The organism is Pseudomonas sp. StFLB209 (assembly GCF_000829415.1).
Lineage (GTDB): Bacteria > Pseudomonadota > Gammaproteobacteria > Pseudomonadales > Pseudomonadaceae > Aquipseudomonas.
Map to the genome: position 1 here is coordinate 2,978,471 of NZ_AP014637.1, position 16,993 is coordinate 2,995,463.

Here is a 16,993-nt window from a genome sequence, read left to right on the forward strand (position 1 = left end):
TTTTCCCCGCTGTCACCCGTCTTCGATTCTATGTAAGCGCGGCTGCCTGTTCCCCCGGTAGCGCGCCCCACCGCATGGATTGAGGACAGGTACAGCGATGGCAAATTTCTTCGAGCGCCCGATTTCTCTGGCTCACGCCCTGATGCGTCATGCCGCGTCGCGTGGCGATGAACCGGCCCTGCGTTTTCTCGACGGCCACAGCGAAGAAGGCCTGGTGCTCAGTTACCGTCAACTTGATGCACGGGCGCAGACCATTGCCGCCGTGCTGGCGCAGCGCTTCAAGCCCGGTGACCGTGCCCTGCTGCTGCTGACCAGCGGCCCGGACTATGTGGCGTCGTTCTTTGCCTGCCTGTACGCCGGAGTTATCGCCGTACCGGCCTACCCGCCGGAATCGACCCGCTCGCAGCATCTGGAGCGTCTGTTGTCGATCATCAGCGACGCCGAGCCGAGCCTGATCCTCACCACCTCGCAACTGTTGCCGGCACTCACTGCCACCCAGGACGAGCATGGCGCACGCCTGCCCGAACTGCTCGCCGTCGATGAGCTGAGCGCCGAGATCAACGCGCCGTGGACCAGCCACCAACCCAAGGCTGAGGACATCGCGTTCCTGCAATACACCTCAGGTTCGACCTCGACCCCCAAGGGCGTTGAAGTCAGCAATGCCAATCTGGAAGCCAACTCCTGGCTGATCCGCCAGGGCTACGCGATCGACCGCGATGTGATCGTCAGCTGGTTGCCGCTGTACCACGACATGGGCCTGATTGGCGGCCTGCTGCAGGGTATCTACAGCGGTGTGCAGGTGGTGCTGATGTCGCCGCAATACTTCCTTGAACGCCCGGTGCGCTGGCTGGAGGCGATCAGCCGCTTTGGCGGTACCATCAGCGGCGGCCCGGATTTCGCCTATCGCCTGTGCTGCGAGCGGATCAACGACAGCAAGCTGGCCGGCCTTGACCTGCGCAGCTGGCGGGTGGCGTTTTCCGGCGCCGAGCCGATCCGTCAGGACAGCCTGCAGGACTTCGCCGCGCGCTTTACCGTGTGCGGCTTCGACGCCAATAACTACCTGGCCAGCTACGGGCTGGCCGAAGCCACGCTGTTCGTTACCGGCAGCCGTCCGGGCCAGGGCATCGACACCCTGCAGCTGGATGCCGAAGCGCTGGCCCGGCATCAGGCGCGTGTCGGGCAGGGCAGTGTGCTGGCCAGTTGTGGCTGGCCGCAGCCGCAGCACCCGGTGCTGATTCTTGATACCGCGACCGGCGAGGCACTGGCGGAAGGTCTGGTGGGGGAGATCTGCAGTGGCGGGCCGAGTGTGGCCCGCGGCTACTGGCGCAACCCTGAAGCCACCGCCAAGGCGTTTTTCGAGCGCGACGGCCATCACTGGCTGCGCACCGGCGACCTGGGCTTCATCCAGGACGGCCAGTTGTACGTCAGCGGGCGGATCAAGGACCTGCTGATCATCCGTGGCCAGAATCTTTATCCACAGGACATCGAACGCACCGTCGAGAGCCATGTCGAGGCGGTACGCAAGGGCCGGGTCTCGGTGTTCCCGGTGCAGCACGAAGGTGTCGAGTCATTCGGTGTGGCGGCGGAAGTCGGGCGGCGGGCGCAGAACCAGCAAGCGCCCGAGCAACTGGTCGAGCAGATCCGCCAGGCAGTGGCCGAGGTGCATCGCGAGGTGCCGGCGCTGGTCGCCCTGCTGGACCCCGGCAGCCTGCCCAAGACCTCCAGCGGCAAATTGCAACGCTCGGCCTGCGCCGCGCAGCTCAAGGACGGCAGCCTGCAAGCCGTCACGCTGTGGCGCCAAGGCGGCTCTGGTGCGCTAGCGCAAGCCTCGGCGGTTCAGAGCTTGGCACAGCGCATCGAGCGAAGCTGGTGTGCATACCTCAAGGTCGAGACATTGGCCCCTGATGCGAGCTTTTTCGGTCAGGGCGGCAACTCGATCCTGGCCATCCAGATGATCGCCGAGCTGCGCGACGAGTTGGGCCTGGATGTGCAACTGCGCACCCTCTATGAAGCGCCAACCCTGGCTGAGTTCATCGCCGCAGTTGAGGGCCGTGAAGGGCACTCCAGCGGTATCACACGGCAGCCACGCGACGGCCTGCTGGCGCAGTCGGCGGCGCAGAACCGGCTGTGGTATCTCTGGCAACTGCAACCCCAGAGCATTGCCTACAACATCCCCGGTGGCCTGCGCCTGCGCGGCGAACTGGACGTGGCGGCGGTGCAACGCGCCTTCGACACCCTGATACAGCGTCATGAAGCGCTGCGCACGCGCTTCCTGCAACAAGACGACGCCGCTGTGCAACGCATTCTGACCAAGGCTGACTGGACACTGCTGCGCGAAGACCTCAGCCAGCACCCGGCTGGCGAGCGCGAAAGCCGCGCCAGGGATATTCAGGAAGCCGAAGCACGCAGCCATTTCGACCTGGAACAGGGGCCGCTGCTGCGCATCAAGCTGGTCAGCCTCGACGAAGAAGACCACCTGCTGCTGGTGACCCTGCAGCACATCGTCGCCGACGGCTGGTCGCTGGGCATTCTGCTCGACGAGTTTGCCCGCCTGTACGCCGCCTACAGCCAGGGCCAGGACCTGAAACTTGCGCCGCTGGCCGTAGAGTACGCCGACTATGCGGCCTGGCAGCGCGACAGCTTCGACGCCGCCGAACAGCAGCGTCAGCTCGACTACTGGCGCAATGCGCTGGACGGTGAGCGCGAACCGCTGGCGCTGCCGCTGGATCGCCCGCGTAGCGCAGCGGTGTCCGCCGCCGAGCGGCTCAGCCTACGCCTGGACAAGGCGCTTTGCGAGCGCTTGCACAATCTCGCCCGCAGCCGCCAGGTGAGCAGCTTTACCCTGCTGCTGGCAGCGTTCCAGGCCCTGTTGCAGCGCTACACCGGGCAAAGCGACATTCGCGTCGGGGTGCCCAACGCCAACCGTCCACTGCTGGAAACCCAAGGGCTGATCGGCTTCTTCATCAACACCCAAGTACTGCGCGCCCAAATCGATTCGCGCCAGGACTTCCATAGCCTGTTGGCGGCGGTCAGCGCCAGCGTACAGGCGGCGCAGGTCAACCAGAGCATCGACTACGAGCAGGTCAGTGCCGCGCTGGGCGATGCGGCCGGTTTCGAGGTGATGTTCAACCACCAACTGCGCAATACCGATGCCCTCAAGCGTCTGCCCGGCCTGCTGGCCGAAGAGCTGCCGTGGCACAGCCGCGAGGCCAAGTGCGACCTGCAACTGCACAGCGAGCAAGACCCGCAGGGCCGTATCCGCCTATCGTTCGACTACGCCGTCGAGCTGTTCGACGCGGCCACCGTGCAGCAACTGGCCGGCCACTTCGTGACCTTGCTGGAGCAGGTGTGCGCACAGCCGCAGCAAGCGCTGGGCGACCTGCCACTGCTGGGCGCACAAGAGCGTGAGCAACTGCACCACTGGGGCAGCAACCCGCAGCCATCCGCTGGCTGGCAACTGGCGCAGCGCCTGAGCCAGCAGGCCGGCGCCAGCGCTGAGCAGACCGCCCTGGTGTCTGGCGACCAGTCGCTGAGCTATGCCGAGCTGGAGCGCAAGGCCAACCAACTGGCGCTACGCCTGCAAGCCCAGGGCATCGGCCCGGAAGTGCGGGTCGGGGTACTGGCCGAACGTTCGCTGGAGCTGATGATCGGCCTGCTGGCCATCGTCAAGGCCGGTGCCGCCTATGTACCGCTGGACCCGGATTACCCGGCCGAGCGCCTGCAGCACATGCTCCGCGACAGCGGCGTGGCGCTGTTGCTGGGCCAGCGCCGGGTGCTCGACGGCTTCGCGCTGCCTGAGTCGCTTGCCAGCCTGGCGCTGGATGATGTGGCTCAAGGGCCGGGCGCCGATGCCGGTCCGCAAGTCGACGTGCATCCGCACAACCTGGCCTATGTGATTTACACCTCCGGTTCCACCGGCTTGCCCAAGGCGGTGGGCAACAGCTACGGCGCGCTGATCGAACGCCTGGCCTGGATGCAGCATGAATACGCGGTCGGCCCGCAAGACGTGCTGCTGCAAAAAGCCCCGCTGAGCTTTGACGTATCGCTATGGGAATGCCTGCTGCCGCTGATCTGCGGCAGCCGTCTGGTGCTGGCCGCCAATGGCGAGCATCGTGATCCGCGGCGCTTGGTGGAGCGGGTGCGCGAGCATGGCGTGACCCTGCTGCACTTTGTGCCGCCGCTGCTGCAAATGTTCGCCGATGAGGAACACTTCAGCCAGTGCAGCAGCCTGCGCCACCTGTTCTCCGGCGGTGAAGCGCTGCCGGCCGAGTTGTGCCGGCGCATTCACCAGCGCCTGCCGTCGGTGGCGCTGCATAACCGCTATGGGCCGACCGAAACCGCGATCAACGTTACCCACTGGCAGTGCGACGGCGAAGCCACCGTCCGGGTGCCAATCGGCCGGCCACTGAGCAATGTGCTGACCGCGATTCACGACGCCGACGGGCAACTGGCGCCACGGGGGGCGCGGGGCGAATTGCTGCTGGGCGGCAATGCTCTGGCCCGGGGTTACCTCGGCCAGCCAGCGCTGACCGCTAGCCGCTTTCTGCCTGCCGAGGACGGTGGCCGCTTGTACCGCAGCGGTGACCTGGCGCGCTGGCGGGCCGACGGTGCTCTGGAGTACCTGGGGCGTCTGGATGAGCAGGTCAAGCTGCGCGGTGTACGCATTGAACTGGATGAAATCCGCAACGCGATCCTCGCCCAGCCGGGCATCAGCCAGGCGCTGGTGATCCTTGGCGAAGGCGCGGTGGGTGCCCAGTTACTCGCCTATGTAGTCGCTGAAGGTGATGAGCCGGATGCGGCACTGGCTGAGCGTATCCGCGATGCCCTGCGCAGCGCCTTGCCGGAGCCGATGATCCCGGCGCATGTCCTGCGTATCGAACAATTCCCGCTGACCCCGAGCGGCAAGCTCGACCGTCGCGCCCTGCCGCAACCGGACGTTGCCCAGCGTGAGTACCGCGCACCGCGTAACGAGCTGGAGCAGAAGCTGGCCGCGATCTGGGCTGAAATTCTCGGCCTGCAGCAGGTCGGCCTGGATGACGATTTCTTCGAACTGGGCGGCCATTCGCTGCTCGCCACCCGGATTGTGTCCCGCGCCCGCCAGGCGTTCTCGGTCGAGTTGCCGCTGCGCAGCCTGTTCGAGTCGCGGCGTCTGGAAGACTTCGCCGCCTGGGTCGCCCGGGCCCAGGCCGAGGGCCTGAGCGACACCCAGGGCGCTATTGCGCTGGTCGACCGCAGCCAGCGCGTGCCGCTGTCGTATTCGCAGCAGCGCATGTGGTTCCTCTGGCAAATGGACCCGGACAGCCCGGCCTACAACGTTGGCGGCATGGCGCGGTTGCGCGGGGCGCTGGATGTCGAGGCGTTCGAACGTGCCTTGCAGGCGCTGATCCTGCGCCACGAAAGCCTGCGCACAACCTTCCCGAGTGATGACGGCAAGCCGTGGCAGCGGGTGACCGACCAGTCCGATGTGCTGATGCAGCGCCTGGACATTTCGGCCCTGCCTGCTGCTGAGCGTCAGGCGACCATCGAGCGGTTGGCCGATGAGCAGGCCCATGCGCCGTTCAATCTGGAAACCGGTCCGTTGCTGCGCGTCTGCCTGGTCAACAGCGGGCTGGTGCCGAGCGGCGAGCAAGAGCATCACCTGCTGATCACCCTGCACCATATCGTCACCGAAGGCTGGGCGATGGACATCTTTGCCCGCGAACTGTCGGTGCTGTATGCCGACTTCGTCGCCGGTCACGATTGCTCCCTGGCGCCGCTGCCGGTGCAGTACCTGGACTACAGCGCCTGGCATCGCCAGTGGCTGGAAGGCGGCGAGATGCAGCGCCAGCTCGCTTACTGGCAAGACCAACTGGGCGGCGAACAGCCGCTGCTGACCCTGCCCAGCGATCGGCCGCGGCCGGCAGTGCAAAGCCATCGCGGCGAACTGCACCGCTTCGATCTGGACGAGAACCTGGCCCGTCAGGTCAGCCGCTTCAACAGTGAGCGCGGCCTGACCCTGTTCATGACCATGACCGCCGCACTGGCCACCTTGCTGTACCGCTACGGCGGCCAGGACGATCTGCGCATTGGCGTGCCGTTGGCCAACCGGATCCGCCCGGAAAGCGAAGGGCTGATCGGCGCCTTCCTCAACACCCAGGTGCTGCGGATCCAGCCGCATGGCCAGATGCGGGTCAGCGAACTGCTGGAGCAGGTGCGCCAGGTGGCCATCGACGGTCAGTCGCATCAGGACATCCCGTTCGATCATCTGGTCGAAGCCCTGCAGCCGCAGCGCAGCGCCGCGTTCAACCCGCTGTTTCAGGTGATGTGCAACGTGCAGCGCTGGGAGTTCCAGCAGCAGCGCGAACTGGCCGGCGGGGTGCAGGTGGATTACCTGGTCAACGACGCCCGCGCCACCAAGTTCGATCTCAACCTGGAAGTCACCGACTTTGACGCGCAACTGCGCTGCTGCCTGACTTACAGCACCGACCTGTTCGACGCCGCGCGCATCGAAGCCATGGCCGAGCACTGGCAGCAACTGCTGCGGGCCATGCTCGCTGACCCGGACACCCGCCTGAGCGAACTGCCGCTGTTGAGCGCGGCTGATCGTCAGGCATTGCTGGACAACGGACGTGGCACTGAGCTGAGCCAGATTCCGGCCAGCGTGCAGGCACTGTTCCAAGCCCAGGCTGGCGCCACACCGGATGGCCGTGCGGTGACCTGCGCGGGCCAGTCGCTGAGCTACGCCGAACTCAACAGCCGCGCCAATCGCCTGGCCCATCGGCTGGTCGAGCTGGGCGTCGGCCCGGAGGTCCGGGTGGGCCTGGCCCTGCGCCGCTCGCTGGACATGGTGGTTGGCCTGCTGGCCGTGCTCAAGGCCGGTGGCGCTTACGTGCCGCTGGACCCGGAGTACCCGCAACAGCGCCTGAGCTACATGATCGAAGACAGCGGCATCAGCGTATTGCTCGGGCATGACGCGCTGTTCGCCCAACTGGCGCCGCTGCCGGCGGGTGTGCAGGCCTGGAGCCTGGAGCAGGACAGCGCTGCGCTGGCCGACTACCCCGGCACTAACCTGCCAGAACGCAGCCAGCCGGAACATCTGGCCTACCTGATCTACACCTCCGGCTCCACCGGCCTGCCCAAGGGCGTGGCGGTGACCCAGGGGCCGCTGGCCATGCACCTGCAAGCGGTGGGTGAACTGTTCGCCACCAATCCGGCAGACTGCGAACTGCACTTCTATTCGATCAACTTCGACGCCGCCAGCGAACGCCTGTTGGTGCCGCTGCTGTTTGGCGCCGAAGTGGTGCTGCGTGAGCAGGGCCAGTGGGATGCCGAGTCGGTGTGCGGCCTGATCCGCACCCATAACATCAATGTGCTGGGCTTTACCCCAAGCTACGGCGGGCAATTGGCCCAATGGCTGCGCAGCCACGACGAAACCCTGCCGGTACGGCTGATTATCACCGGCGGCGAAGCACTGACTCCTGAGCATCTGCAAACCCTGCGCGACAGCTTTACCCCGCAAACAGTGATCAACGCCTACGGCCCGACCGAAACCGTGGTCATGCCCACCGCCAGCACTGCGCCTGCGCAATTGCCGCAAGGGCTGGGCAGCGTACCGATTGGCCGCGTCGTCGGCAGCCGCAGCCTGTACGTACTGGATGCTGACCTGGCCTTGGTGCCAGCCGGTGCCAGTGGCGAGCTATATGTCGGTGGGTACGGTCTGGCCCGTGGCTACTGGGCTAGTAGCTACTCGGGGGGCCGCGCCGCCATGAGCGCCGAGCGCTTTGTCGCTGATCCATTTGCCGCAACGGGCGGGCGGATGTACCGCACCGGCGACCTGGTACGCCAGGGCAGCGACGGTCAGCTGGAATACCTCGGGCGTATCGACCAGCAGGTCAAGGTGCGCGGCTTCCGCATTGAGCTGGGTGAAATCGAAGCCTGCCTGCTGGCCCATGAACAGGTGCGTGAAGCCGTGGTGCTGGCCCTCGACGGCCCGTCGGGCAAGCAACTGGTCGGTTACCTGTTGAGTGAGGACGGGGTGGCGGCCAGTGAACTGGTCGAGCAACTCAAGGCGCAACTGCACAGCGCCTTGCCAGACCATATGGTGCCCGCGCACCTGATGCTGCTGGAGCAATTCCCGCTGACCGCCAACGGCAAACTCGACCGCCGTGCCCTGCCGCAACCGGACCTCAGCGCCGCGCAGAGCGACTATCAGGCGCCGCGTAATGTTGTGGAGCAGAGCCTGGCGCAGGTCTGGCAGTCGGTGCTGGGCGTGGCGCGGGTCGGGATCGACGACAACTTCTTTGCCTTGGGCGGCGACTCGATCCTGTCCATTCAGGTGGTCAGCCGCGCCCGCCAGGCCGGCGTGCACTTCAGTGCCAAAGACCTGTTCCTGCACCAGACCGTGCGCACCCTGGCCACCGCGGCGCGGCAGACCGAGCGGTTGAGCATCGATCAAGGCCCGGTGCTGGGCGCAACCGGCCTGACGCCGATCCAGCACTGGTTCGTCGAGCAACAGCAGGCCAACCCGCAGCACTGGAACCAGTCGCTGCTGCTCCAGGCTGCGCGACCGTTGCAAGCCACGCTGCTGGAACAGGCGCTGCAAACCCTGGTCAGCCACCACGATGCGCTGCGGCTGCGCTTGACCGATGGCGCGAGTGCGCAATTCGTCGCCCATGACCCGAGCCAGGAACTGCTCTGGGTGCGCCTGGCCGACAACGCTGAACAACGTCTGGCGATCTTCGAACAGGCCCAGCAGAGCCTCGATCTGCAAAGCGGTCCGTTGCTGCGTGCGGTGCTGATTCCCGGTGAGCAGGATCGCCTGCTAATCGCGGTGCATCACTTGGCGGTGGACGGTGTGTCGTGGCGGGTGCTGCTGGAAGACCTGCACAACCTCTATCAGCAACAGGAAAGCGCCGAGCAAGCGCAACTGCCGGCCAAGACCAGCTCGCTGCGCGACTGGGCCGGGCGCTTGCAGGTCTATGCCGGCAGCGAGTCGCTGCGAGAAGAACTGGATTGGTGGCAGACCCGGTTGCATGGCGCGCAGGGTGACCTGCCGCTGGACCGCGTCGGCCAGCCGAACCTGGAGCGCGATGCACGGCGGGTCAGCCTGAGCCTGGATGCCGACACCACCCGGCAATTGCTGCACCAGGCCCCGCAGGCCTACCGGGCGCGGGTCGATGACCTGCTGCTCAGCGCCCTGGCCCGCACCCTGTGTGCCTGGACCGGCCGCGACTCGGCGCTGGTGCAACTGGAAGGCCACGGTCGTGAAGAGCTGTTCGACGACATCGACCTGAGCCGCACGGTCGGCTGGTTCACCAGTGCCTACACCTTGCGTCTGCAACCTGCCGCCGAGCCGGGTGACAGCCTCAAGGCGATCAAGGAACAGCTGCGCAGCGTGCCGCACAAAGGTCTGGGTTACGGCGTGTTGCGCTACCTGGCCGATGCCGGTAGCCGCCAGGCCATGGCAGCGTTGCCGCAAGCACGAATCACCTTCAACTACCTGGGGCAGTTCGATCAGGGCTTTGCCGACGACGCGCTGTTGCGCCCGCTGGACGAAGCCGGTGGCGCCCAGCATGCCGCCGATGCGGCACTGCCGAACTGGCTCAGCGTCGACGGCCAGGTGTACGGCGGTGAACTGACCCTGCGCTGGACCTTCAGCGAGCAACTGTTCGACACCGCGACCATCGAACGTCTGGCTGCCGATTATCAAACCGAACTGCGCGCCTTGATCGCCCACTGCCTGGCTCCCGAAGCCGGTGGCGTCACGCCGTCGGACTTCCCGCTGGCGCGGTTGAACCAGGCCCAGCTCGATGCACTGCCGCTGCCGTTCAAGGCCATCGACGATGTGTTCCCGCTGACCCCGATGCAAGAGGGCATGCTGCTGCACACCTTGCTCGAATCCGGAACCGGCATCTACTTCATGCAGGACCGCTACAGCATCGACAGCGAGCTGGACGTCGAGCGCTTCGACCGTGCCTGGCGCGCGGTGGTGGCCCGTCACGAAGCGTTGCGCGCCTCGTTTGTGTGGAGTACCGGCGAGCAGATGCTGCAGATCATCCACCGTGGTGATGGTGACGGTGTGGAATTGCTCGACTGGAGCGCCTTGCCGCCAGACGGCCACGAATCCCGCCTGCAACAGTTGCTGGAAGAGGAGCGGCTGGCCGGTTTCGAACTGCTGCAAACCCCGCCGCTGCGCCTGCGCCTGATTCGTCTGGCCAATGACCGGCACTGGTTCATCATGAGCAACCACCACATCCTCATCGATGCCTGGTGCCGTTCGATCATGATGGGCGACTTCTTCGCCTTCTATCAGGCGCTCGGTGAAGGCCGCGAGGCCAACTTGCCGACACCGCCGCGGTATCGCGAGTTTATCTCCTGGCTGCATCATCAGGGCCTGGCGCAGTCCCGTGAATACTGGCAACAGGCGCTGGCCGGCTTCGAGCGCCCGACCCTGATCCCCAGCGACCGGCCGATCCTCCACGACAACGGCGGCATGCGCGTCGGCGATGTGTACAGCCGTCTGCAAGCAGAGCAGGGCGCACGCCTGCGGGAACTGGCGCAGCAGCACCAGTTGACCGTCAACACGTTCGCCCAGGCTGCCTGGTCGCTGGTATTGCGTCGCTACAGCGGCGAGCGTGATGTGCTGTTCGGCGTCACCGTGGCCGGTCGCCCGGCCAGCCTGCCGCAGATGCAGAACTGCGTCGGCCTGTTCATCAACAGCATTCCATTGCGCGTGCCGATGCCGGCCGCCGGCGAGTCCTTAAGCGTGCGTCAGTGGCTACAACAGGTGTTCGAGCGCAATCTTGAACTGCGCGAGCATGAGCACCTGCCGCTGGTCAGCATTCAGGAATGCAGTGAACTGCCCAAGGGCCAGCCACTGTTCGACAGCCTGTTCGTGTTCGAGAACGCGCCGGTAGACGCCACCGTGTTGCAGGGCGCCGAAGGCCTCAATGCGCGCTCCGGCTCCGGCCGCACCCACACCAACTACCCGTTGACCGTGGTCTGCTACCCCGGTGACGACCTCGGCCTGCACCTGTCCTATGACCAGCGCTTCTTCGACGAACCGACCGTGCAGCGCCTGCTCGGCGACTTCCAGCGCTTGCTGCTGGCCCTGGCCGACGGCTTCGACCAGGACTTCGCCGCGCTACCGCTGTTGGGCGACGACGAGCGCCGCTTGCTGACCGAAGACTGCAACCGTAGCCAACGCAGCTACCCCTTCGAACAGGGCTACGTGCCGCTGTTCGAGGCCCAAGTGGCCGCCCATCCGCAGCGCATCGCCGCCGCCTGCCAGGGCGAAGCGTGGAGTTACGCTGAGCTGGAGCGCCGTGCCAATCGCCTGGGTCATGCGTTGCTGGCGGCCGGGGTGCAGCCCGACCAGCCAGTGGCGCTTCTGGCCGAACGCAGCCTGGCGCTGCTGGGCATGATCAACGGCACGCTCAAAGCCGGTGCCGGTTACCTGCCGCTGGACCCGGCGCACCCGCAGCAGCGGCTGGCGCAGATCATCGACACCAGCGCCGCCGACGTGCTGGTGTGCAGCGCGGCCTGTCGTGAGCTGGCCGAGCAACTGCTCGAAGAACTGGGCTGCGCCACGGGCCGGCCAAAACTGCTGGTCTGGGACGAGGTTCAGCAAGGTTCGGGTAACGAGACCGCGCCGAACGTCCCGGTCAGCGGCCAGCACCTGGCCTACGTGATTTACACCTCCGGTTCCACTGGCGTGCCCAAGGGCGTGGCCGTGCACCAGGCCGGCATGCTCAACAACCAGTTGAGCAAGGTGCCGTATTTTGGCCTCGACGAACACTCGGTGATCGCCCAGACCGCCTCGCAGAGCTTTGATATCTCGGTGTGGCAGTTCCTCGCCGCCGGGCTGTGCGGCGCCAGGGTCGAGATCGTCCCGGACCTGATCGCCCACGACCCGGCCGTGCTGCTCAGCCACGTTCGCGCAACCGGCATCACCGTGCTGGAAAGCGTACCGTCATTGATCCAGAGCCTGCTGGCCGAGCCCCAGGCCGAGCTGAGCACCTTGCGCTGGCTGCTGCCGACCGGCGAAGCCATGCCGCCGGCGCTGGCCCGCCAGTGGCTGGAGCGCTATCCACAGGTCACGCTGGTCAACGCCTACGGCCCGGCCGAATGTTCCGACGACGTGGCGCTGTTCCCGGTCGATCAAGCCTCCACCGCCGGCAGCTACCTGCCGATCGGTACACCGACCGACAACAACCGCCTCTATGTCCTCGACGAAGAACTGCAGGCGGTGGCCGCCCTGGCCCATGGCGAGCTGTTCATTGCCGGCACCGGCGTCGGCCGTGGCTACCTGAACGACCCGCTGCGCACCGCCAGCAGCTACCTGCCCAACCCGTTCGGTGCCCCCGGCGAGCGCCTGTACCGCAGCGGCGACCTGGCCCGGCGGCGCAACGACGGCGTGCTCGAATACGTTGGCCGCGCCGACCATCAGGTCAAGATCCGTGGCTACCGCATCGAACTGGGCGAGATCGAAGCGCGGTTGCGCCAGTGGCCACAGATCCGCGACGGCGCCGTGGCCGCGCAGCACACCGCCACCGGCCATTACCTGGTCGGCTACCTGGTGGGGCATGACGGCGCGGTTGATGTTGACGCACTCAAGGCCCACCTGGCGCAGACCCTGCCCGAGTACATGGTGCCGCGTCACTGGCAGTTGCTCGACAAGCTGCCGCTCAACCCCAACGGCAAACTCGACCGCAAGGCCCTGCCAGCCCTGGAGTTCAACGCCGGTCAGCATTACCAGGCACCGACCAGCGAACTGGAAACCACCCTGGCGCAGATCTGGAGCGACGTGCTGGGCGTCGAGAACGTCGGCATCACCGACAACTTCTTCGACCTCGGCGGCCACTCGCTGCTCGCCACCCAGATCGCCTCGCGTGTGCAACAGACCCTGCAACGCAGCGTCCCGCTGCGGGCCATGTTCGAGTGCAGCACCGTGCAGGAACTGGCGCAGCACATCGAAAAACTCGACGGCGCCGCCCTGACCGAAGAAAAAGTCAGCGCCATTGACGACCTGATGGCGAGGCTGGAGGCGTTGTAACCGTACCGATTAATCAGGTGAACACCTGTGGGAGCGAGCTTGCTCGCGAAAGGGCCTGGCCAGGCGATACATCTCTATCGCCTGGCAGTCCGTCTTCGCGACCAAGGTCGCTCCTACAGATTTAATCAGCTACATCACGGCTTTTAACCGTATCCAGGAGCGCAACCATGAGCACAGCGTTTGCCGAAAGCCCGACCAAGGCCCAGGACGAAGACAAGGATTACCACTTCGAAGACAACCCCATCCTGGCCCGGCAAAAGCAGCAGGAATCCAATGCCCGCAGCTACCCGCGACGCATTCCGCTGGCGCTCAAGCGCGCCCGTGGCATTCATGTCGAAGACGTCGAAGGGCGGATCTTCATCGACTGCCTGGCCGGCGCCGGCACCCTGGCCTTGGGGCATAACCACCCGGTGATCACCAACGCCATTCGTCAGGTGCTCGACGACGAACTGCCGCTGCACACCCTGGACCTCAGCACGCCGATCAAGGACCGCTTCGTCCAGGACCTGTTTGCCGTACTGCCGCCTGCGCTGTCGGCCAAGGCCAAGATCCAGTTCACCGGCCCTACCGGCACCGATGCGGTGGAAGCGGCGCTGAAACTGGTGCGCATCGCCACCGGTCGCAGCACCGTACTGGCCTTCCACGGCGGCTACCACGGCATGAGCCAGGGCGCGCTGAGCCTGATGGGCAACCTCAAGGCCAAAACCCCGCTGGGTTCGCTGCTCAGCACCGGCGTGCAGTTCATGCCATTCCCCTACGACTACCGCTGCCCGTTCGGCCAGGGTGGCGAAGCCGGGGTGCAGACCAACCTGCATTACCTGGAAAACCTGCTCAGCGACCCGGAAAGCGGCGTCCAGCCACCGGCGGGGATCATCGTTGAAGTGGTGCAGGGCGAAGGCGGAGTCATTCCGGCGGCCAACAGCTGGCTGCGCGGCCTGCGCGAGATCACCGCCCGGCACAAGATTCCGCTGATCATCGACGAAATCCAGAGCGGCTTCGCTCGCACCGGTAAACTGTTCGCCTTCGAACACGCCGGCATCATCCCCGACGTGGTAGTGATGTCCAAAGCCATCGGCGGCAGCCTGCCGCTGGCGGTGATGGTCTACCAGGACTGGCTCGATGCCTGGCAGCCCGGCGCCCACGCCGGCACCTTCCGCGGCAACCAGATGGCCATGGCCGCAGGCTCGGCGGTGATCCGCTACATCGAACAACACAACCTGGTGCAGCACGCCGCCGACATGGGCCAGCGCCTGCGCAGCCACCTGCTCGAGCTGCAACAGCGCGTACCGCAACTGGGCGATGTACGCGGCCTGGGGTTGATGCTCGGTGTTGAACTGGTCGACCCCGACGGCAAACCGGATGCTCAAGGCCATGCGCCGCACAACGGCGCGCTGGCCAGTCGGGTTCAGCGCGAATGCCTCAAACGTGGGTTGATCCTCGAACTGGGCGGCCGCCACGGCAGCGTGGTGCGTTTTCTGCCACCGCTGATCATCAGCGCCGAACAGGTCGACCAGGTCGGGCGGATCTTTGCCAAGGCCGTGCAGGCGGCGATTCTCTCAGCCTGATGGTGTGTGTACCCGGTGGGAGCGAGCTCTGCTCGCGAAAGGGCCGGGCAAACCACCGAATTCTTTGCGGATATACCACAGCATTGCGGGGCACCTGCTGATTCGGTGGTGGTTTCTCAGGCGGCAAATGAAGACTTAATTTTCATTCATCCCAATCGTTTATTCCTCAGAGCGGCGCTGCGCGCTGCCCGACGACTCTCAGCCTTACTACGGAGCTACACCCATGACCTCAGTATTCGATCGTGAAGACATCCTGTTCCAGGTGGTGGTCAACCACGAAGAGCAGTACTCCATCTGGCCTGACTACAAGGAAATTCCGAACGGCTGGCGCACCGTGGGCAAGAGCGGCTTCAAGAAAGAGTGCCTGGCCTACATCGAAGAAGTCTGGACCGACATGCGCCCGCTGAGCCTGCGCAAACACATGGAAGAGCAGGCGCGCCTCAAGCAAGAAGCCCAGGCCGCTCACTGAGGCTCGCAGCATGACAACCGTGCAACTCTTCTGCCTGCCGTATTCTGGCGCCAGCGCCATGGTCTATAGCCGCTGGCGGCGCAAGCTGCCCGAGTGGCTGAGCGTGCAGCCAGTCGAGCTGCCCGGTCGTGGCGCGCGCCTCGGCGAGCCGCTGCAGACCGACATGCAGGCGCTGGCCCGGCAACTGGTCAAGGAACTGATTCCGCGCATCAACGGCCCTTACGCCTTGTTCGGGCACAGCCTCGGCGCACTGTTGGCCTTTGAGATGGCCCATGCCCTGCGCGAGTTTGGCGCGCCCGAGCCGGTCTCACTGTTCGCCTCCGGCACCGCCGCGCCGAGCCAGCGCGACGACTATGCCAAAGGCTTTGCCGACCCGAAGACCGACGACGAACTCAAGACCGAACTGCGCGAGCTCAACGGCACCCCGCAAGAGGTGCTGGACAACGACGAGCTGATGGCCCTGACGCTACCCATTCTGCGGGCGGATTTTCGTCTGTGCGGAATTTATGAGTATCGGCAACGACCGCGTCTGAGCTGCCCGGTCCATGTACTGGGCGGCAAGGAAGACAAGGCCACCCAGGAGCAGTTGATCGCCTGGCAACTGGAGAGCAGCGCCAACTTCTCTCTGGAAATGCTGCCGGGCAAGCACTTCTTCATCCGTGAGCAGGAAGCCAAGGTGCTACGGATTCTGCGCTCCAGTCTGGAAGTGGATTTACGCAAATATCAGAGGCTCACAGATGTGGGAGCGACCTTGGTCGCGAAGGCTGTGTGCCAGGCGCTATAAATGTGGCGCCTGGTACATAGCCTTCACGAGCGAGACGGATCGCCGCCCGCTCGTTTCCACAGTATTCCAAATCACAACCTCCGACCGGATGGCATTTGTTTTAGCCACCAGACGCCTCAGTCCAGAACCCGCCCCAGCCGCCAGTAACCCATGAAGGTGAGGGCGCGTTTATCCAGCCCCAGCTCACCGACCAGGTGCCGACGGATCGTCATGACCGCTGCTGACTCACCAGCCACCCAGGCATAAAATTCCTGATCGGCCGACCTGGCCCGATCCCAAAGAATCTGAGTATCCACATCCACCTCTGCAAGCTTCTGCGGTTTAGCGGCTCGTGCCGCCGATTCCGGCAGCGTGGCCAGCTCCAGCGCGGCGCGGCGCATACCCTCGCCATGACCCAGCCCCAGCTCATCACGGACCAGCCAGTTCACCTGAGCATTGGCCGGTTGGCGGATCTGCTGACGGTCCGTGGCATGCGGCACCTCGATAAACGCCTGCACTTGCGGTGGCTGCGGCCAGTCGCTCAACTGCTCAAGGATTCCGGCAATCGCTGGCAGCGCCGTTTCATCGCCAATCAGCAACACATGCCGAATGCCTGCTGGCGGCTGCCATTCATAACCGCCCGGATCGCCGCCTTGCGCGCCATCCGGCGCAACCATCTGCAAGCGGTCACCGGGCCTGGCATGGGTTGCCCAGCTCGACGCCGGACCCGTCTCGCCATGCAGCACGAACTCCACATCCACTTCGGCCTGCTCACGGCGCAAGGCACGGATGGTGTAGGTGCGCATCGGCGGCTTGTTCTCCGGGGCCAGGCTGCGCAGGGTCTGATGCCAGTTACCGTCGTGGGGGAGCTGGGGCGCTACGCCGTCTGTGCCTGGGAACAGCATCTTGACCCGCTGGTCGGGCGCCAGGGTGTTCATCAACTGCACCTCGGGGCCGGTGAAGACAAAGCGGGTCAGCGATGGGCTGATCTCGATGCGTTGCTTGAGCTCGATATCGAAGATCCGGTAGCTGGGCTTTTTGCTCGGGATGATCTTCTGCACAGCGTTGCGCAGGGTTTGTGTCAGGGAAGACATGGGGCGCCGCCTTTTTCGAGGGGATTTAGGTGCTGACGAACACGCCTTGTCCAGATTTAGGGTGTTCTG

At 65.3% G+C, this 16,993-nt stretch carries 5 protein-coding genes; 4 read left to right on the plus strand and 1 reads right to left on the minus strand.

What is annotated here, in order from left to right:
- Window positions 1–97: 97 nt before the first annotated feature.
- The 4 genes from PSCI_RS13445 (at window position 98) to PSCI_RS13460 (ending at window position 15,851) form a co-directional block, all read left to right on the plus strand.
- On the plus strand, window positions 98–13,033 hold the full coding sequence (locus tag PSCI_RS13445) for a non-ribosomal peptide synthase/polyketide synthase (protein WP_045487551.1): 12,936 nt from the start codon (window positions 98–100) through the stop codon (window positions 13,031–13,033).
- A 167-nt stretch (window positions 13,034–13,200) separates the two neighbouring features.
- Window positions 13,201–14,598 carry an aspartate aminotransferase family protein gene (locus PSCI_RS13450; protein ID WP_045487554.1) on the plus strand — a complete coding sequence of 466 codons (1,398 nt, stop codon included), beginning with the start codon at window positions 13,201–13,203 and terminating at the stop codon, window positions 14,596–14,598.
- A gap of 223 nt (window positions 14,599–14,821) precedes the next feature.
- Window positions 14,822–15,067 carry an MbtH family protein gene (locus PSCI_RS13455; protein WP_045487557.1) on the plus strand — a complete coding sequence of 82 codons (246 nt, stop codon included), beginning with the start codon at window positions 14,822–14,824 and terminating at the stop codon, window positions 15,065–15,067.
- 10 nt (window positions 15,068–15,077) lie between these two features.
- A complete protein-coding gene (locus PSCI_RS13460) occupies window positions 15,078–15,851 on the plus strand; it encodes a thioesterase II family protein (protein WP_045487559.1) in 774 nt (257 codons plus the stop codon).
- Between the two features lie 116 nt (window positions 15,852–15,967).
- On the opposite strand, the gene PSCI_RS13465 is transcribed toward PSCI_RS13460, so the two are convergent.
- The gene (locus PSCI_RS13465; protein WP_045487562.1) at window positions 15,968–16,924 is read right to left on the minus strand and encodes a siderophore-interacting protein; all 957 of its coding nucleotides are present in this window, start codon (window positions 16,922–16,924) and stop codon (window positions 15,968–15,970) included.
- Between the last annotated feature and the right edge of the window lie 69 nt (window positions 16,925–16,993).